Annotated in this window: 16 protein-coding genes; 8 read left to right on the forward strand and 8 right to left on the reverse strand. The window is 60.0% G+C overall.

Going from position 1 to position 19,730, the window contains the following annotated elements:
* The first annotated feature begins 198 nt into the window (after window positions 1-198).
* The 6 genes from EGJ27_RS05235 to EGJ27_RS05260 all read left to right on the forward strand — a co-directional run bounded on the left by EGJ27_RS05235 (window position 199) and on the right by EGJ27_RS05260 (window position 8,322).
* On the forward strand, window positions 199-1,506 hold the full coding sequence (locus EGJ27_RS05235) for a CitMHS family transporter (RefSeq protein WP_125829669.1): 1,308 nt from the start codon (window positions 199-201) through the stop codon (window positions 1,504-1,506).
* Between the two features lie 61 nt (window positions 1,507-1,567).
* A complete protein-coding gene (locus tag EGJ27_RS05240; RefSeq protein WP_125829670.1) occupies window positions 1,568-2,317 on the forward strand; it encodes a TerC family protein in 750 nt (249 codons plus the stop codon).
* Between the two features lie 133 nt (window positions 2,318-2,450).
* Complete coding sequence (locus EGJ27_RS05245) at window positions 2,451-3,740, forward strand: hypothetical protein (protein ID WP_125829671.1); 1,290 nt, start codon at window positions 2,451-2,453, stop codon at window positions 3,738-3,740.
* A 254-nt stretch (window positions 3,741-3,994) separates the two neighbouring features.
* Complete coding sequence (locus tag EGJ27_RS05250) at window positions 3,995-5,647, forward strand: Na/Pi cotransporter family protein (protein WP_125829672.1); 1,653 nt, start codon at window positions 3,995-3,997, stop codon at window positions 5,645-5,647.
* Window positions 5,648-5,704: 57 nt separating this feature from the next.
* Complete coding sequence (locus tag EGJ27_RS05255; RefSeq protein ID WP_125829673.1) at window positions 5,705-7,087, forward strand: pitrilysin family protein; 1,383 nt, start codon at window positions 5,705-5,707, stop codon at window positions 7,085-7,087.
* 74 nt (window positions 7,088-7,161) lie between these two features.
* Entirely contained in the window at window positions 7,162-8,322 is a 1,161-nt protein-coding gene (locus tag EGJ27_RS05260; protein ID WP_125829674.1) for a DUF5924 family protein, read from the forward strand.
* A gap of 4 nt (window positions 8,323-8,326) precedes the next feature.
* Here the strand turns inward: EGJ27_RS05260 and EGJ27_RS05265 are convergent, their stop codons facing one another.
* The 6 genes from EGJ27_RS05265 to EGJ27_RS05290 all read right to left on the reverse strand — a co-directional run bounded on the left by EGJ27_RS05265 (window position 8,327) and on the right by EGJ27_RS05290 (window position 13,866).
* Window positions 8,327-9,568: a nucleoside recognition domain-containing protein gene (locus EGJ27_RS05265; protein WP_125829675.1), complete on the reverse strand. Its 1,242-nt coding sequence runs from the start codon at window positions 9,566-9,568 to the stop codon at window positions 8,327-8,329.
* 272 nt (window positions 9,569-9,840) lie between these two features.
* Entirely contained in the window at window positions 9,841-11,172 is a 1,332-nt protein-coding gene (gltP, locus tag EGJ27_RS05270) for a glutamate/aspartate:proton symporter GltP (protein WP_125829676.1), read from the reverse strand.
* A gap of 650 nt (window positions 11,173-11,822) precedes the next feature.
* The gene (locus EGJ27_RS05275) at window positions 11,823-12,287 is read right to left on the reverse strand and encodes an inhibitor of vertebrate lysozyme family protein (protein ID WP_125829677.1); all 465 of its coding nucleotides are present in this window, start codon (window positions 12,285-12,287) and stop codon (window positions 11,823-11,825) included.
* A gap of 2 nt (window positions 12,288-12,289) precedes the next feature.
* Entirely contained in the window at window positions 12,290-12,454 is a 165-nt protein-coding gene (locus EGJ27_RS05280) for a DUF1328 domain-containing protein (protein WP_002555679.1), read from the reverse strand.
* 53 nt (window positions 12,455-12,507) lie between these two features.
* Window positions 12,508-12,792: a hypothetical protein gene (locus tag EGJ27_RS05285; RefSeq protein ID WP_125829678.1), complete on the reverse strand. Its 285-nt coding sequence runs from the start codon at window positions 12,790-12,792 to the stop codon at window positions 12,508-12,510.
* 228 nt (window positions 12,793-13,020) lie between these two features.
* On the reverse strand, window positions 13,021-13,866 hold the full coding sequence (locus EGJ27_RS05290) for a BON domain-containing protein (RefSeq protein ID WP_125829679.1): 846 nt from the start codon (window positions 13,864-13,866) through the stop codon (window positions 13,021-13,023).
* Between the two features lie 196 nt (window positions 13,867-14,062).
* Between EGJ27_RS05290 and algB the strand changes: the two genes are divergently transcribed.
* The gene (gene algB / locus EGJ27_RS05295) at window positions 14,063-15,409 is read left to right on the forward strand and encodes a sigma-54-dependent response regulator transcription factor AlgB (protein ID WP_125829680.1); all 1,347 of its coding nucleotides are present in this window, start codon (window positions 14,063-14,065) and stop codon (window positions 15,407-15,409) included.
* 10 nt (window positions 15,410-15,419) lie between these two features.
* Complete coding sequence (locus tag EGJ27_RS05300) at window positions 15,420-17,207, forward strand: KinB sensor domain-containing domain (RefSeq protein ID WP_125829681.1); 1,788 nt, start codon at window positions 15,420-15,422, stop codon at window positions 17,205-17,207.
* An 18-nt stretch (window positions 17,208-17,225) separates the two neighbouring features.
* On the opposite strand, the gene EGJ27_RS05305 is transcribed toward EGJ27_RS05300, so the two are convergent.
* Window positions 17,226-18,839, reverse strand: a complete 1,614-nt coding sequence (locus tag EGJ27_RS05305) for an EAL domain-containing protein (protein WP_125829682.1) — start codon at window positions 18,837-18,839, stop codon at window positions 17,226-17,228.
* An 80-nt stretch (window positions 18,840-18,919) separates the two neighbouring features.
* Complete coding sequence (locus tag EGJ27_RS05310; RefSeq protein ID WP_125829683.1) at window positions 18,920-19,699, reverse strand: N-acetylmuramoyl-L-alanine amidase; 780 nt, start codon at window positions 19,697-19,699, stop codon at window positions 18,920-18,922.
* Window positions 19,700-19,730: the final 31 nt, after the last annotated feature.

The raw sequence follows: 19,730 nt of genomic DNA on the forward strand, positions 1-19,730 counted from the left end.
CAAGTCACTTCCGGCAAAAGACCGGTCAGCCTGGAACACATCAACCGTGATTCCCGGCCCGATGAACAACAATAATGGTGATTCTGATGCTTGCTGATACCCCTCGTTGCTCCCTCCTTGCGCCCCCACTCCACGTACCGCTCCCGCTGAGCTGACTCGTTCGTTTCTTCTGAGCCGTATTACGTCTGGAGTATTCCCATGCTGACTTTCCTTGGCTTTGCCATGGTCATTGCGTTCATGTACCTGATCATGAGCAAGCGCCTGAGCGCGCTGATTGCCTTGATTCTCGTGCCCATTGTTTTCGCCTTGTTCGGCGGCTTTGCCTCCGAGATCGGGCCCATGATGCTCGCCGGCATCTCCAAGCTGGCGCCCACTGGCGTCATGCTGATGTTCGCCATTCTCTATTTCGCCCTGATGATCGACTCCGGCCTGTTCGACCCGGCCGTGCGCAAGATCCTGAAAATGGTGAAGGGCGACCCGGTGCGCATCTCCGTCGGCACTGCTGTGTTGGCATTGGTGGTTTCACTGGATGGTGACGGCGCCACCACCTACATGATCTGCGTCGCAGCGATGCTGCCGCTGTACAGCCGCGTCGGCATGAGCCCGCGGATCATGGCCGGCCTGATCATTCTGGCCGGCGGCGTGATGAACATGACGCCCTGGGGCGGCCCGACCGCGCGTGCGGCAAGCGCCCTGCACGTAGACGCTTCGGATATCTTCGTGCCGATGATTCCGGCCATGCTGGCGGGCGTCGTGGCGATCCTGGCTATCGCCTACTTCTATGGCAAGCGGGAACGCGCCCGCCTGGGTGAGCTGCATCTGCCGGGTGATGAAGTCGATCACAGTGAAATCTGCGTTTCGCAGTTTCCTGACGCCCGCCGCCCGAAAATGCTCTGGTTCAACGCCGGCCTGACCCTGGCGTTGATGGTTGCCCTGATCATGGGCCTGCTGCCCTTGCCGGTGCTGTTCATGATCGCGTTCAGTATCGCGATGATCATCAACTACCCGAACCTCGAAGACCAGAAAGAGCGGATCTCGGCCCACGCCGGCAGCGTTCTGGCGGTCGTCGGTCTGATTTTCGCAGCCGGCATTTTCACCGGGATCCTGAGCGGCACCAAGATGGTGGACGCCATGTCCCAGAGCCTGCTGGCGGTGATTCCCGACGCGTTGGGTCCGTACCTGGCGGTGATCACGGCGCTGGTGAGCATGCCGTTCACCTTCTTCATGTCCAACGACGCGTTCTACTACGGCGTACTTCCAGTGCTGGCCGAAGCTGCCGCTCACTACGGCATCAGCCCGGTAGACATGGCGCGTGCCTCGATCGTTGGTCAGCCGGTGCATTTGCTCAGCCCGCTGGTGCCTTCGACCTACCTGCTGGTCGCCCTGGCCGGGATCGATTTCGGCGATCACCAGCGCTTCACCCTCAAGTGGGCCGTGCTGGTCTGCTTGTGCATCATGGTCGCAGCATTGCTGATGGGCATTTTCCCGTTCTTCAGCAGTCTATAAGCTCTGACTCGCAGGCTCGCCGTCGGTCGGACGGCGAGCCTTCACGTTCAAGGAGCTTGCGATGGAGTGGCTGGCCAATCCCGAGATATGGGTTGCATTCTTTACCCTGACCCTGCTGGAAATCGTCCTGGGTATCGACAACATCATCATGATCTCGATCCTGGTCAGTCACATGCCCAAGGCCATGCAACCCCGGACCCGCATTGTCGGGCTGGCGCTGGCGATGGTCACGCGGATCATGCTCCTGCTGTCGATCACCTGGGTCATGCGCCTGACCACCGACCTGTTTTCGGTGATGGGCGAAGGCTTTTCCGGTCGCGACCTGATCCTGTTCTTCGGCGGGCTGTTCCTGCTCTGGAAGAGTTCGCAGGAGATCTATCACGGCCTGGAAGGCGACGATGAGCCCGCCGAAGAGCCCAAGGCCGGCAATGGCCGGTTCTTCTACACCATCATCCAGATCGCGATCATCGACATCGTGTTCTCCCTCGACTCGGTCATCACCGCCGTCGGCATGGTGTCCGACATTCCGGTGATGATTGCCGCCATCGTGGTTGCAGTGCTGGTGATGATGTGGAGTTCCGGCACCATCAGCGACTTCATCGATAAACACCCTTCGCTCAAGATGCTGGCGCTGTCTTTCCTGACGCTGGTCGGCACTGTACTGATCGCCGAGGCGTTCGGCGTGCATGTGCCCAAGGGCTACGTTTACTTTGCGATGGTTTTCTCGCTGGCGGTGGAGACGATCAATATCAAGATGCGTATGGCGAGGGCAAATCGCAAAGTGCCGTCGCAAGGTAAAGGCATGGACTGACAGTTCTGTCAGTAGCGCAAGCCTGGGGGGTGCCGCAGACTCGACGTGACGGACCATCAAGTTGCTCACTGGTTGACATGTAACCCAAGGCTTGATTGCGTCCGGTTCATGTGACTAACGGAGAACAACTGAAATGGACACTTCACAGCCTCTTGCGCCGGGCAGTCTGGACCCGGACTTTGCAACCAACGGCATCTTCACGTTTACCACTGACCCGTATGGGATGCTCTCCATCAACAGGCTCGCGCTGAGTTCTGATGGAAGTATCACCGTGGCATTAAGGCATCTGGTCCGCGAACACGAGAAAAACTTCTATTGCCTTGCCCGGTTGTTGAACGACGGTACACCTGACCCCGCCTTTGGCAGGCATGGGCTGGTTCAGGGCCAATTCAAAGAGGATGCTGAATCCTGGGGCGCATCTGTTGCAATCAGAGATGAAAAAAGCATCCTGCTCTCTGGACATTACCTGCCTCAAGGGACAGACGCGGTCCCTCGTAAAGTGGCACTGGTGCAATACACGACAGAGGGACGAATTGACAGCGGGTTTGGGGAGAAGGGCTTCGTCTATCTGGATTTCCCGCCTCCCAAGTCCACGACTGAGAGCCAGCACACGCCGGCTGGCGGACCGCCTGACATGCCTATCGAGTTCTTCGGTTTCAAAGTCACGCCACTGCCTGACGGCAAGATCATGTTTTCCGGCGTACTCGAAGTGCAGACAAAAGTGGGCGCGCCCTGGACACGCTTCAGCGTTTTGGGGCGATTGAAATCCGACGGCTCGTTGGACGAAAGCTTTGGCGAACGGGGCTGGGTCTATCCCAAACCGCCGCTCAATATCGCAGATCAGCATCTGATACAGGCGGACGGCAAGATTCTATTGACCGGTCAGATGGAGAATGTTCCTGGGGGTCGAGGTTATGTAGCCCGCTACTTACCGGACGGTACGTTGGACAACGGGTTTGGCAGCAGTGGGTATGTGCTATTCGAAGGGCTCGATGGTGGCCACGTTACCGCGATGGCATTGCATGGTGCTGAGGAAAAGTTGTTGATAGGCGCCAATAAAAAAGTTAACGGGGATTGGAGTGGTGTTCTGAGAAGCTATACCCGTCAAGGAGAGCCCGATGTCGAATTCAACGGCGGTCAGCCATTGGATGTGAAATTGGGGGCAAGCAGTTTCAAACTTATCCTCAAGGATATGGTTATTGACGACGACGGTGTTGTCCTTCTGGGAGAAATGGGCAATATCGCGCTGGTCCGATATTTTCTCGATGGCTCGCCAGATCTTGGCTACGGCAACAGGTCAGGGTGGCAAGAGGTCTCGGGGACGGAAACCTACGCTCTGGCCCGGCAGCCGGATGGCAAGCTGGTGGCTACCGCGATGGCAGTCTCAGGTGAAAAGATCGTGGCACGCTTTCTGAGCAATTGAGTCATCTCTTTGCGCGGATGATGGCGGTTCAGGGCGTTCGCTATGAGCGTCCTGATCATGAAACGGATGGCTATCGCCGAAGCGCGCAGCAATTTATGACAGTTTTATTTCAATGGCTTCACAGCTATGCGATGCTGGCGTCAAGGCCCAAGGCCGACTACAGCTTAGTTGAGCACCACACCCTCGTTCCGCTCGCTACACGCTATATCGTAAATCCTTCACCTTAGTCGGGTGATATCAGGGGGGCTTTCAGTATGCTGACCCTGCTCGATCTGCTTTCAGCGGTTGCGCTTCTTATCTGGGGCACGCACATCGTGCGAACCGGCATCCTGCGCGTGTACGGCTCGCAGTTGCGCCGGGTGCTCAGCCAGAACATGACCAACCGACCGTTGGCGTTCGTCTCGGGCATTCTGGTGACCGCGCTGGTACAGAGCAGCAACGCGACCGCGATGCTGGTGACCTCGTTCGTCGGTCAGGGCCTGATGGGGCTGACGCCGGCGTTGGCGATCATGCTCGGTGCCGACGTCGGTACGGCGCTGATGTCCCGCGTGCTGACCTTCGATTTGTCCTGGCTGTCGCCGTTGCTGATCTTTCTCGGCGTAGTGTTTTTCCTGTCCCGCAAGCAGACCCGCGCCGGTCAGTTGGGTCGGGTCGGGATTGGTCTGGGCCTGATCATTCTGGCCTTGCAACTGATCGTGGCGGCCGCCGCGCCGATTACCCAGGCCGCAGGGGTCAAAGTGCTGTTTGCGTCGTTGACCGGCGACCTGCTGCTCGATGCGCTGGTTGGCGCGATGTTCGCCCTGATTTCTTACTCCAGCCTGGCGGCGGTCCTGCTGACCGCGACCCTTGCCGGTGCCGAGATCATCGGCTTGCCGGTGGCAATCGGGCTGGTGATCGGTGCCAACATCGGCAGCGGCCTGCTCGCGTTTCTCAGTACCAGCATGCAGAACGTGGCTGGACGGCAGGTGGCGCTGGGCAGTCTGCTCTACAAATTGCTGGGCCTGCTGTTGATCATTCCTGTGCTTGATCCGCTGGTCGCCTGGGTCGATACCTTGGGTTTCCAGCCTCAGGAGCTGGTGATCGGTTTCCACTTGCTCTACAACTCCGCACGCTGCCTGATCATGCTGCCTACCGTCGGCCCGATGGCGCGGCTATGCTCGGCGTTGCTGCCGCAACAACACGAAGTGGGCGGCCTGGCCAAGCCTCGGCATCTGGACCTTGCCGCTTTATCCACACCCAGCCTGGCCCTGGCCAACGCGGTACGCGAAACACTGCGGATGGGCGACCGCGTGGAAAACATGCTTGGCTCCATGCTGGCCGTGTTGCGCGGTACCCAGACCGCCGTGACGCAAGAGGTTCGTCGCCTGGGTGACGACGTCGAAGCGCTCTACAACGCGATCAAACTGTACCTGGCGCAGATGCCGCGCGAAGAGCTGGGCGAGCAGGACAACCGGCGTTGGGCCGAAATCATCGAACTGACCATCAACCTTGAGCTGGCCAGCGGCCTGATCGAACGCATGTTGCGCAAGATTCAGCAGCAGAAGACCTCCCAGCGCCGCTCGTTTTCCGATACCGGGCTGGAGGAACTGGCCGATCTGCAAATCCAGCTGCAGTCCAATCTTCGCCTTGGCCTGTCGGTATTTCTCAGTGGCGACCCGGAAAGCGCACGCCAGCTGTTGCGGGAAAAACGTCGCTTCCGCGCTCAGGAACGGCGCCTCGCTCATGCGCATGTGAACCGCCTGCAACGCAAGGTAGTGCAGAGCATCGAGACCAGCTCGTTGCATCTGGAACTGATGGCCGACATGAAGCGCCTCAACTCGCTGTTCTGCGCCAGTGCCTATGCGGTTCTGGAAACTGCCGACACCGGTGCGCTGGCGGGTGAAAGCGCGGTCGAACAATCGCGGTGAACATACGCGACAGGTGGAAGTCTGTTGAACATACCGGCCCGCAAGGAAAGCTGTTTTATGCGTTGCCTGCTGTTCGTTTGTCTTTTCCTGAGTTCACTTTCTGCGCAAGCCCTGGATCGGCTTCAGGTCGAGGGCTATCTGTTGCCCAACGGTTTGCAGGTACTGCTCAAGCCTGGCTATGAAAAAGGCCACGTCGCCATCCGGTTGGTGGTGGGCATCGGCCTCGATGATTTTCCCTGCGCGGACAAGGAACTGCCTCATCTGTTGGAGCATTTACTGTTCAGCGGCATAGATGACGGTGGCGAAGGTGCGCTTGAAGAGCGCATGCAGGCATTGGGCGGCGAATGGAATGCGTTCACCAGTGACACCGACACCACGTTCGTGATCGAGGCGCCGGCGCGCAACCAGCGCAAGGTGCTGGACCTGCTGATGGAAGTCCTGGCTCATACCGAACTGGACCAGGCGCGCCTTGATACCGTGAAGCGCATCGTCGAGCGCGAGGATGGCGGCCATTCCTCGCATCTGCGACAGCTGCTGGATCGGCGCCAGACCGCCCACGGTGCCACCAGCGAACTGGCGGTAGAGCTGGGCCTCAAGTGCCCGGAACGCCCGCAAGTCGACAGAATTTCCCTTGAGCAGGTCGAAGAGGTCTTCGCCGCCTGGTACGCGCCCAACAATATGACGCTCATCATGGTGGGCGATCTGGACAAATTGCTGCCCAGTTACCTGGAGCGCGTCTACGGCCAGCTCAATCCGACAGACCCGATTGCGCATCCTCCGTTGGCGTCCATCAGTGAAGCCGCGCCGCAGCGTCAGGAGCTGGAGCGTGGCGGCCTGGGCGATGGTGCAAAACTGCACCTGATCTTCACCGAGCCGCAGCTTGACGAGCAGCACGACGAAACCTGGGACTTGGTCAAAGCCTACCTGGACTGGGCGCTCTACACCGATTTGCGGCTCAGGCACGGTTTGTCCTACGGGCCTTCCGCCGACCGTGAAGTCTTCGGCGACACGGGTTTCCTGAGCCTCAATGCCGACCTGGAACGCGATGACCTGGAGCAGGCCGAGCGCGCTCTGGGTGCGCTGATCGACACATTGCGCAAAGAGGGCATGCAGCCGGCGATGTTCAACCGCCTCAAGGACGCCGCGATCGCGCGTCAGGCCTGGGCGGTACAGGGCAACAGTTCCCTGGCCGATTATTACTGGAGTGCGCTCAATGACTACGAGAACGGCCGTTTCGCCGATCCCGCCAAGCGCATCAAGGCCGTCAGCCTGGAAAACGCCAACCGCGCCATGCGCCAACTGCTGGACCAGCCGGGTTACCTGCGCATCGAAAAACCGCTGCTGGGCTATGACGGCCTGCTATGGGTACTTGCTGCCGTCGTCGGCCTGATTGTGCTGGCGGCGCTCTGGAGCTGGCGGGTGCGTGGCCGCAACCGATGAAATGACAGGAACCGCGACGGCCTTGATATGCTTCGCGGTTTTCCGATCCCCGATGACCAAAGTGAAGCGCTCTGATGCCTGAATGGAAAAGCTACCTCACGCGGGTACTCGAACTGATGAAGCGCTATCCCGGCATCATTGCGGCGGGTGGTTTCATTTCGGGTATCGCCAGCTTCATTCTCGTCGACCGGCAGGCGGGGCTGGCGACCTGGATCGCGGTGGTCATGCTGATCAGCTGGGTCTGGCTGATGGTGGAGAACTCTATCGTCAGCCTGTTCAACAAGCGCTTCGGCAAGGAAATTCCCCAGGGATTGTTGCGCTACGGCACCCAGATGATCCATCAGGAAAGCCTGTTCTTCGTCCTGCCGTTCTTCTTCATCACCACCACCTGGAACAGCGGGCAGGCCATTTTCACCGCCTTCCTCGGCGCTGCCGGGCTGATCTCGATCATCGATCCGCTGTACTACAAGTGGCTGGCGCCACGGCGCTGGCTGTTCATGGCGCTGCACACGTTGACGCTGTTTGCGGCGTTGTTGACGGCGCTGCCGATCATTCTGCACCTCACTACCGCGCAGAGTTACAAGCTCGCGCTGGGCGTAGCCATGCTGCTGTCGTTCCCCAGCCTGGCATCCAGCTTTCCGATCAATAACTGGCGGCGCGCCGTGGCCGTGCCGGTCATGATTCTAGCGATCGGCGCTGGTGGCTGGCTGTTGCGTTCATGGGTGCCGCCGGCAACCCTGTGGTTGACCGAGGTGGCGGTAAGCACCGATTTCGACAACAAGAACCGCAAACCCGGCGAAAGCATCTCCCAGATCAGCGCCGGCCAGTTGCGCAGCGGCGGGCTGTACGCCTACACCGCCATCAACGCTCCGCGTGGGCTTGAGGAGCGGATTTATCACGTCTGGCGCCACGAGGGTAAGGAAGTCGACCGTATCGCCCTGGACATCCATGGCGGGCGCAAGGAAGGCTATCGCGCCTGGACCCACAAGCAGAACTTCTCGCAGGACGTCGTCGGCCGCTGGCAGGTCAGGGTGCTGACCGAAGACGGGCAGATGATCGGCGTGCTGCGCTTCATGGTGACCGACACCAATGAACCGGCCGTCACCCGACCAGCCGGCAGGCTGATCAAGTTCAAGCCTGGAGGAGACGCCCAAGCGCCGGCCCCAGAGCCTGAAGCGCCAAAGACGCCGCCTGCCGAGCCGGCGCCCGAAGCATCGAAAGGCTCCGAAAACTGACCGATCAGCTGGCGGTAGCGCCGAAGAACCAGTAACAGACGAAGATTGCGGCCACCACGCCGGAGAACTCGGCCAGCAGCGCGCAGCCCACCGCGTGGCGCGCGCGTTGAATGCCGACGGCTCCGAAGTACACCGCCAGGACATAGAACGTGGTTTCGGTACTGCCCTGAATGGTTGCTGCGGCCAGGGCCGCGAAGCTGTCCACGCCTTGGGTCTGCATGGTCTCGATCAGCAGGGCACGGGCGGCGCTTCCTGAAAACGGTTTGACCATCGCCGTGGGTAGCGCATCGACGAAACGAGTGTCCCAGCCCAGCCATTCCACCAGATGGCGAATGCCTTCCAGGCCGAAATCCAGCGCGCCGGATGCGCGCAGCACGCCGACGGCGCACAGCATCGCGACCAGATACGGCAGCAGACTCCTGGCCACGTCGAACCCTTCCTTGGCGCCTTCCACGAACGCTTCGTAGACTTGCACCTTACGCAGTGAGCCAATGATCAGGAACAGCATGATCAGGCCGAACAACGTCAGGTTGCCGAGAATCGAGGACAAACCGGCCAGGGCCGCCGCTGACAGTGTTGCCAGAAACGCCATGAAGCCGCCGAGCAGCAATGCGCCGGGAATCAGGTACGCCAGCACCACTGGGTCCCAGAGCCGCAGCCGTTGCATGAAGGCCACCGACAGCAGGCCGACGAACGTAGAGACGCTGGTCGCCAGCAGGATCGGCAGGAACACCAGTGTCGGGTCCGGCGCGCCTTGCTGGGCGCGGTACATGAAGATCGTTACCGGAAGCAGCGTCAGGGAAGACGCGTTCAGCACCAGGAACAGGATCTGCGCATTACTGGCAGCGGTGGCGCTGGGGTTCAGCTCCTGCAACGAGCGCATGGCCTTGAGGCCGATGGGTGTGGCGGCGTTGTCCAGGCCCAGCGCATTGGCGGCGAAGTTCAGCGTGATCAGCCCCAGCGCCGGATGGCCCGGCGGGACTTCCGGCATCAGGCGCAGGAACAGCGGGCCGAGCACCTTGGCCAGCCAGTCGACGATCCCGGCTTTCTCGGCAATGCGCAGAAAACCCAGCCACAGCGTCAGGGTACCGAACAGCAGCACCATGACTTCGACGGACAGCTTGGCCATGGCAAAGATGCTTTCGACCATCGCGGCAAAGATTCCGGCATTACCGCCAACCAGCCACTGCGCCATCGCGGAGATTGCCGCCACGACAAAAAAACCAAGCCACAGGCCATTGAGCATCAGATACGTCCTTTACAAGATGCGGCGATGATAGCGGCGTGAGTCGCTTGGGGGAAATGATGCGGCTGATTCAGTCAATTGATCTGAAACCAACCGACCGGTAGGAGCCGCCGGTGCGGCGTTTCGCCTTGCGGGCGAAAGGGCCGGTACTGCCTGAACATCTCCGTCGCCCGGCATGATGTCTTCGCCAGCAAGACGGCTCGCCGCCCGCTCTACGAGTTTGCATGGCTGAGAAACGACAAACCCCGGAAATCCGGGGTTTGTCGTTATGCCTACTCGGCGGCAGGGCCTTGAACAGGGACTGGGTCCTTGCTGCGCCAGTGCGGCAGCGAGTTCCAGTAACGCTCGCCCTTGGCGTCGTCGTACATGCCTTCCCAACGGGCGATGACCAGCACGGCCAGAGCGTTGCCAATGACGTTCAGCGCGGTACGTGCCATGTCCATGATGCGGTCGACACCGGCGATGAACGCCAGGCCTTCCAGCGGAATGCCGACGCTGCCCAGGGTTGCCAGCAAGACCACGAACGAAACGCCCGGCACACCGGCAATTCCTTTGGAAGTCACCATCAGGGTCAGCACCAGCATCAACTGCTGGCCGATCGACAGGTCGATGCCGTAAAGCTGCGCGATGAAGATGGCCGCGATGCTCTGGTACAGGGTCGAGCCGTCCAGGTTGAACGAATAGCCGGTCGGCACCACGAAGCTGCAAATGGCCTTGGGTGCGCCATAGGCTTCCATCTTGCTGATGACACGCGGCAGCGCGGTCTCGGAGCTGGCGGTGGAGTAGGCCAGAATCAACTCGTCCTTGAAAATCCGCATCAGCCTGATCACCGAGAAGCCGAATGCACGGGCGATCAGCCCCAGGACCACGAAGGCGAAGAAGGCGATGGCGACGTAAACCAGGATCACCAGTTTGGCCAGCGGCAGCAAAGAGGAGAAGCCGAAGTTGGCGACGGTCACGGCGATCAGGGCAAACACGCCGATGGGCGCATAGTTCATGATCATGTGCGTGACCTTGAACATGGTTTCCGATACGCCCTGGAACAGCTTGACCAGCGGCATGCGGATGTCGTCCTGCAGGCTGGAAAGGCCCAGGCCGAACATCACCGAGAAGAAAATGATCGGCAGCATGTCGGCGCGAGCCATGGCTGCGAAAATGTTTGCCGGAATCAGGTTGAGGATGGTCGCGACGAACGCGTGATCGTGCTGAACCTCGGCGGTGGTCGCTGTGTACTTGGAAATATCCACCGTACCCAGCGTGCTCATGTCGATGCCGGCACCTGGCTGGAACACGTTAGCCAGTACCAGGCCCACCAGAATAGCGATAGTGGTAACGACCTCGAAGTAGATGATGGTCTTGAGGCCGATTCGCCCGAGCTTTTTCGCATCACCGACGCCAGCGATACCGACCACCAGCGAAGCCACGACGATTGGCACGACGATCATCTTGATCAGGCGGATGAAGATATCACCGGCGGGTTGCAGAACATTGCTGATCCACCAGGCCTTCTCTTCGCCAAAGTGGTTGAGTACAGCGCCCAGCGCGATACCCAGTGCCAGTCCGATAAGAATCTGCCACGCCAGACTCAGTTTTGCCTTCTTCATGCGGTTACCCTTGTGCAAATGGCTTGGGCATGTCCAAAAACGACACACTGAAAGACGCCATTCCACAGCGGTTTCAATAATCGTATTTCTTCGAAAATGCCCACAAAAGGTCTACGCAGGCGGGCATCCAGGCCCTATTGCGCGCGAAAAAGGCGCAACTATTCCCATGGCAAGAACCGACGTCTAATGCCAGAAACGACTACCCTATGCCGAATCGGCATATGAAAGCGACAGAATGCATTGCATATCGGCCATTTTGAAATGCCGTGATTCGGCTCGAACGTGGCTAGAACGTCGCCTGTAGCTTGGCAAGAGGGGGGAGTGAAAGAGGCGGTTCGCGCAGGGGCGCTTGAGGAAATATCTCGCAAACTTTACTGGATGTACGGTTGCAAGCGGTTGAGCGAAAAGAAAAATATAAAGCGCCACATCCTTTTCCGGTCTCGACCTCGATGTCATCGAGACCGATATCGTCAACAGATGTGGCAGCTTTTCCTGACCCGGCCCATTCACGGGAGCACTCCCTGTGCTCCTAGGTCTCGCCGATCCATTCGATCAGCGCTTCCCGGCCCCTTGGTCATGCGCGAATCCTCTTCGGATCGCACAGCGAAAGAAAGCATGGCCCCTGATAAGGAAAATGCTTTCCTGTTCGATCAGTACCAGTTCGGGTCCTTGCGCAGCTGTTCCTGCAACAGTTGCTGCATGCCTTCATCAGGCTTGCCCAGAAAACGGTAAGTAGCATGACGGGTAGGCGACTTGTCGGAAGGAAGCCCGGCGGGCACTTCGACCAACATCGCGTACGCATCTTCTTTATCGAGGCTGAACGCCACGATCAGACGCTTGCTTTTACAGGTGTCGGCTGTCTCGCAAAGCGGGCCTACCAGATACTGGTCGCCATCCTCGGTAACCGCCGTCATCTGCTCGGAAGAGCCGGACAGGTTGATCACCCAGTCCGGTAGCCGCTCTTCCTTTTGCACGACTTGGGTCCATGTCTCGCGATACTCAGGAGCGGTGCTCAAAAGCTCATTGACCCGAGCCTGTCCATCATTGGCAGCCACTGCCATGGCACTGCCGCCCATCAACAGAGCGGCTGCCAGTGAATGGAAGGATGCGCGCATTATCAGCCTCGCCCACGACGACCGAAGAAGAACGACACAACGAACATCACCAGGAATACAACGAACAGAATCTTGGCGATACCGGTAGCCGTGCCTGCGATACCACCGAAGCCAAGTACAGCAGCGACAATGGCGATGATCAGAAACGTGATAGCCCAACTCAACATGGTGATACTCCTTTACTGCCGTTTAGATTGTCTGAGGTTTGCTCGGGTTCGTGTCAGAACACCCATTTTTCCTGCGGCGCTGCCTCACTCACCGACACCAGGCCATCGACAGGTCGAATGCTCTGGGCGTTGCTGTGAACCATCGGCGCACTGACGGCGCGATAGGAAACACTGCTGTGAATGATCTGCTGTTTAACCAGGGCTGCGTCGCTCGCTTGGGTCCAACGCTGGAACTGTTGAATGGCAATCAGGGTGACCAGCAACGCCAGAAGTAGAAACAGGCCCTGCTGGATATGGAGAGGGGAGATACGCATCTGTGCAATACGCTGACTGTTCATCGCAAACTCCCTTCACCTGAGTGCTATTCATCGTACCGGCCGTGTCACGACCTTCGTTGAAAGGGATATTGCAGACTGCGTGCCAATTTTTATGTTCAGGTTTTATCCAGTTAAATCAATGGTTTAGGATTCGTATCAGACTTTTCCTGCGCGCAAGCTGCACGATTACACCTTTGCAATCGTGCGTTCTGCACGGGCGCACTCAGTCGGGCGGCTTTTGCCCCTGATTCAGCCTGCGCTGCGTGCCATTACTTTAAGCGAATCGGCGTTCACGCCTTTTACGCCGCGGATGTTGCGGGCGATCTCCACGGCCAGCTCTTTTTCCGCATAGTTGGCGACGATCCCGTCGAGGCTGACCACGCCGCCCTCGGTGTTGACCTTGATGTTCAGGCCATCGAGGGTGCGGCTGTAGATAAGGCTGGACTTCACCTTGCTGGTGACCCAGGCGTCGCTCAACTGTTCGGTCGGGTTGAGGTTTTGCGGCTGAGCCTTGGCGGCAATGGAGTCGGCGGCGCTGATGCTGATCAGGTTGTTCACCGTAATCACGCCGTCGGTGTTGGTTGCCAGGCTGCCGGCCAGCTCCTTGGCTTCAGGGCTCTGGGCGCGCCCTTTGAGGGTGACCACGCCGTCCTTGCTGTTCACGTCAATGTTCAGCGCCTCGGTGACGCTGCTCCATAGCAGTTTGGATTTCACCGTAGCGGTCAAGGTTGCATCGTCGAAACGCTGGGCCATTGCCGAACGGGTACCGGGTTCGCTGGACACGTCCGGGTCCACCTGCAACTGGTTGTCGACCTTGTCGATGCCTTTGACATCAAGGGCAATGCGCTCGGCCAGCTCCCGCTCAACCTCGTTTTCGACCTTGCCCTTGAGAGTAGCGGTGCCTTGCTCGACGTCGACCTCCAGCTTGAACGGACTCAGATGCCGGTTCAGGGCAAACGCCGTCCAGATCGATCCTTCCTGACGTGCCTCGGCAAGTTGGGCTGGCACGTCGCCCTGGGCTGCCTGCGCGAACGCCGGGCCGCTCAGTGCGGCGGCGGTCATGGTGATCAGCGCCAGCTTTTTCAGCGAATGCATATCCACTCTCCTTCATATGAATAGGTCGTCTCAGGTTGAGCGACAGGTGCGGCTGTAAGGCAGGTGAACGTGTCCGTTCGCCATGGCTTACTCAGATAGCTACCATTCAAGCCGCAGAATCAATCAGAATGGACCATGCAACTTGCCCGATGATTCCGAGACTAACCAAGACTATTCATGAAGGAGCGTAGGAAAAATGGAAGCAGCCACTGAGAATCAGGGCCGTATTCTGCTTGTGGACGACGAGTCCGCCATCCTTCGCACGTTCCGGTATTGCCTGGAAGACGAGGGTTATAGCGTGGCCACTGCCAATAGCGCAGCTCAGGCCGATTCGCTGATGCAACGCCAGGTGTTCGATCTGTGTTTTCTCGATTTGCGCCTTGGCGAGGACAACGGGCTGGACGTACTGGCGCAGATGCGCATCCAGGCTCCATGGATGCGCGTGGTGATCGTCACGGCCCATTCAGCGGTCGACACCGCAGTCGATGCGATCCAGGCCGGCGCCGCCGATTACCTGGTCAAGCCGTGCAGCCCCGATCAGCTGCGCCTGGCTACCGCCAAGCAGCTCGAAGTGCGGCAGCTGTCCGCCAGGCTCGAAGCGCTGGAGGGTGAAATCCGCAAACCCAAAGACGGCCTGGATTCCCACAGCCCGTCGATGATGGCGATCCTGGAAACGGCCCGTCAGGTGGCCGTAACCGATGCCAACATTCTCATCCTCGGCGAGTCCGGTACCGGGAAAGGCGAGTTGGCACGGGCGATTCACGGCTGGAGCAAGCGCTCGAAAAAAGCCTGCGTTACCATCAACTGCCCGTCGCTTACCGCCGAACTGATGGAAAGCGAACTGTTCGGTCACAGTCGCGGCGCGTTTACCGGCGCCAGCGAAAGTACTCTGGGCCGGGTCAACCAGGCCGATGGCGGTACGCTGTTTCTCGATGAGATCGGCGACTTCCCGTTGACCCTGCAACCCAAACTGCTGCGCTTCATTCAGGACAAGGAATACGAACGCGTCGGCGACCCGGTCACGCGGCGTGCCGATGTGCGAATCCTGGCGGCCACCAACCTGAATCTTGAAGACATGGTGCGCAGCGGGCGCTTCCGAGAAGACCTGCTGTATCGCCTGAACGTGATCACCCTGCATCTGCCGGCCCTGCGTGAGCGCAGTGAAGACATCATGACCCTGGCCGACCGTTTCCTGGCGCGTTTCGTCAAGGATTACGCCCGTCCGGCGCGCGGCTTCAGCGAAGAGGCACGTGCCGCGCTGCTCAACTACCGCTGGCCCGGCAACATCCGTGAACTGCGCAACGTGATTGAGCGCGCCAGTATCATTTGCCCGGCCGAGCGCGTGGAGATCAGTCACCTGGGGATGGCCGAGCAACCGACCAACAATGCACCGCGCGTCGGCGCGGCCCTGAGCCTGGACGAGCTGGAGAAGGCGCATATCGGTGCGGTTCTGGCCACCAGCGATACCCTGGATCAGGCTGCCAAGACCCTGGGCATCGATGCCTCCACGCTTTATCGAAAACGCAAGCAGTACAACCTGTGAATTGCCCCTCATGAAATTGGCAATGAAGTTACGGACTCGCTTGTTTCTGAGCATTTCCGCGCTCATTACGGTGGCGTTGCTCGGGCTGTTGCTCGGGCTGGTCAGCGTGATGCAGATGGCCCGCACCCAGGAATCGCTCATCCAGCATAACTTCATCACCCTGGATCTGGGCTTGAAGTTGCGCCAGAACGTGGGCGACCAGTTGGTCCTGATGACCGGCTATCCGCGGGACGAGACGGAGCTGGCGGCCGCTCAGGAGCAGTTCAAGCAGCTGCTGGAACAGGGCTTTAGCCAGGACACGCAAAGCAACGTGCGCGCCGGTTTTGAAAAGACCCGGGCGGACTACGAGCGCTTCCTGGAAATTTATCGTCAGGTAGGCTCCGACAGTCGTGGCATAAATGGTGTGCCGCAGCTGCGCGAGGCATTCGTGGAGCTGCGTGAAGCGCTCCAGGATACCCATCGACATGCCTTGCAGAACATCAGCGACGCCGAAATCAGTTCACGCCAGCGGGCACTGTGGATTGCAGGCCTGCTGGGGATGGTCGGCATCGCCGTGCTGTTCATCGGTTTCGTCACTGCCCACGGCATCGCCCGGCGCTTCGGTGCACCTATCGAGGCCTTGGCCAAGGCCGCCGACCGCATCGGCGAGGGTGATTACGAAGTGACACTGCCGATCTCCTCGGCGGCGGAAATGAACCTGCTGACTCGCCGGTTCGGCATCATGGCCGAAGCCTTGCGGCAGCATCAGGCGACCAACGTCGACGAACTGCTGGCCGGGCAGCAACGCTTGCAGGCGGTGCTCGACAGTATCGACGATGGCCTGCTGATGATTGACCGGCAAGGACGCCTGGAACACTTGAACCCCGTCGCCCAGCGCCAGCTGGGTTGGGACGAGAGCCGCCTGGGCAAGGGGCTCGGCGAGGCGCTGGGCCGTCCGGAACTGGACGAGCAGCTGTTCCTGATCCTGCGCGGCGGCACGCTGGAGCGCGCGCCGGAGGATCTGGCCTTCGAGATCGACGGCGAATCGCGCCTGTTGACCTATAGCCTTACGCCGGTCAGCCACACCAAAGGCCACATTCTCGGCGCCGTAATGGTGCTGCATGACGTGACCGAACAACGGGCATTCGAGCGTGTGCGCAGTGAGTTCGTATTGCGCGCCTCTCACGAGTTGCGCACGCCGGTAACCGGCATGCACATGGCGTTCGGTCTGTTGCAGGAGCGGCTGCATTTCACGCCGGACTCCCGCGAAGCCGACCTGCTCAATACCGTGAACGAAGAAATGCAGCGCCTGATGCAGTTGATCAACGACCTGCTGAATTTCTCGCGCTACCAGAACGGCTTGCAAAAACTCAAGCTGGCACCGTGCTCGATCGAGGAATTGCTCGACGAAGCCAAGTCGCGTTTCAACGAGAAGGCCGAGGAGCAGAGCATCGTGCTGATGCTCGATATCCAGGAGCCGCTGCCGCGCCTGCATGCCGATGCGTCGCAACTGGAGCGGGTGCTGGATAACCTGCTGGACAATGCGCTGCGCCATACCCCGGAAAATGGCCTGATTCGTCTTCAGGGCCGTCGCCATGGCGAGCGGGTGATCATCAGTGTCGAGGACAACGGCGAAGGCATTGCCTATGGCCAGCAAGGAAGGATCTTCGAGCCTTTCGTGCAGGTCGGGCGCAAGAAGGGCGGCGCCGGGCTGGGGCTGGCCTTGTGCAAGGAGATCGTCCAGTTGCACGGCGGTCGCATGGGCGTGTACTCGCGTCCAGGGCAGGGCACGCAGTTCTACATGGCACTGCCGCTTTAAGCTGTATCTGCAGAAACGTCAGGCCACGTCGTCGCGGCGCCGCGGCGCACTGCGCCGACCGCCGGTGATCAGCTCGACGAATTGCATCGGCGACAATGGCCGCGCGAACAGCCAGCCTTGGCCGTACATCACGCCTTCACTGCGCAGCAGCAGCGCCTGCGATTCGAACTCGATGCCTTCGGCGATCACCTTCAGTTGCAGCGCGTGAGCCATGCGGATGATATGCGGCGCGACGCCGCTGCTGGCGGCGTCATAGCCCAGCGCATCGATGAACGCTTTGTCGATTTTCAGACAGTCCACCGGCAAGGTCTGCAGATAGGCCAGGCTGCAATAGCCGGTGCCGAAGTCGTCGATCAGCACCTGGTGGCCCCGATCCCTGAGCACCTGCAAATGGTTGCGGGCCACCACAACGTCTACCATGCCGCGCTCGGTGACCTCGAAAGCAATCTGCTGCGGTGCGACTTTGTGCAGGGCCAGCAGTTTGGCGGTTACCCGCCCGATCCGGGCCGACACCACGTCGCAGGCCGCGAGGTTGACCGAGATATACAGATGCGGGTTGGCTCGCAGCACCGGCCCGAGCTTCTCCAGAGTCTGTTGCAGGACAAAATCGGTGATCTGCCGGATCTGGCCGGTATTCTCCGCCAGCGGGATGAACAGGTCCGGGCTGGTGAGCGTGCCGTCCGGTCGTCGCCAGCGCACCAGCGCTTCGGCACCGACACACTGCCGCGTGTCGAGGTTGAATATCGGTTGATACAGCACCTTGAGTTCGCCGCGCCGCAGCGCGCCGGTCAGTTCGGCACCCAGGCTCTTGCGCTGCTGCGCCACTTGCAGGACCAGCGCGCCGATACACAGGGAAATCAGCAGGCTGAACGGCACCAGTAATCCCCAGGCACCGGTGATCTTTTCCTGAACGCTGAGGCGCGGGGTAATCAACACCAGCTGATATTCCGGGCTTTGCGTCGGCATGCTGTAGATCAACTGCCCAGGCGTGGTAACCAGCGCGCCGTCGGTGCCTGGTGACCAGTCCGCTGGAGGCCAGGCCTGCGCCGGGCCTAGTACGGGAATCGCCCGGGTGCCGTTATCCAGCACCACCAGCAGACTGCCGCCCGCCGGCAGATCGACCACGTCGGTCAAGTGCCCGCGCGAGGTCGAGACCCGAAAGTCGCCACGGCCCAGAACCAATGCCGCCAGGTTGTCGTCCGGCTGGGCAGAGGTGTTGAGCCAATAATCGTAGGTCGGGCCACGGATATCGGGAGCGCGGCTGTCATCGATGACTTTCTTGCGCGCCCAGCTCGAACAGGTGCGCTTGTCGCCCACGAAGGCCGCTTCATAGATGAAGCGGTTGCCGGAAATGACTTCGCGCAGCCGCCCGACCATCTCCGGGCTGCAACGACGCAGCGGTTGCTGCTCAAGTTGGTCGAGACCTGCGCGCAACTGCCCGAACAGTTGTTCGAGGCGAATCAGAAAGCGCTCGCCCTGTGCATTCATCTGCAGGGTTTCATTCTGCCGGGCCTGATGCACCGCCAGGCCGAAGCTGCCCAGCAGCAAGACGGCAGCACTCAACGAGGCCGCCAGCAAGGCCAGCAGCCAGGGGTTGGAGAGGTTCATGCGGGAGCGCGTGGCCGCTGGCATTGGTGGATATCCGAGTGAATACCCATCAGGTATAGCAACAAGCGTGAAAATAGCCCGCCCGGCAACGAGCTGTTTGTAGATCAGTTGCTGCGGTTGAGCACCTGCAGGATCGCCGCGCTCTGCGCATCAGGCTCGCCGTCGAAGCGCGCCGGGCGAAAACGCATCTGGAATGCCGCGAGAACATTGCGGGTTTCGGTATCCAGCTCTCCGCTGCGCGGCGTTTTATAACCCAATTGGGCCAATTGCTGCTGGAACCAGGCGATGCTCGGCAGATTGTTCATCAGCTGCGCCTGACGCTGCGCCACCAGCCGTTCGTCAGGCCAGATGCCGACGCCTGCCTCGGCGAGTCGTTTCCAGGGAAACAGCGGGCCTGGGTCGAGTTTGCGCATCGGTGCAATGTCGCTATGGCCGATGATATGGCGTGGATCGATTTTGTTGCGCTCGACGATGTCCTTGAGCAGCACGATGATCGATTTGATCTGGCTCTCGGTGTAAGGGTACCAGAGCCGGCCGGTGGGCGTGTCGCGGAAACCCGGATTGACGATTTCAATGCCGATGGAGCTTGAGTTCAGCCAGGTACGGCCGTCCCATTCGCTGTCTCCGGCGTGCCACGCGCGGGCGCTTTCATCGACCAGCTTGTAAATGGTCGCCGGGTTATCGTCGCCGATCAGGTAATGGCTGCTGACCTCGCCGTGGGTCAGCAATTGCAGCGATTGATCCAGCGGGGCCGAGGTGTAATGCATGACGACGTATTGAACACGGCCGTCGAAATTGACCGAAGGATGGCTGGTGTCGAGTCTGGGGCCGCTGGAACAGGCGGCGAGAAACAGCAGGAGCAGGGCAGGGACGAACAGCTTCATGGGAACTTCAGAATGCGTCGGCGGAAAGCGC

It is taken from the genome of Pseudomonas sp. v388, assembly GCF_003935425.1.
Lineage (GTDB): Bacteria > Pseudomonadota > Gammaproteobacteria > Pseudomonadales > Pseudomonadaceae > Aquipseudomonas.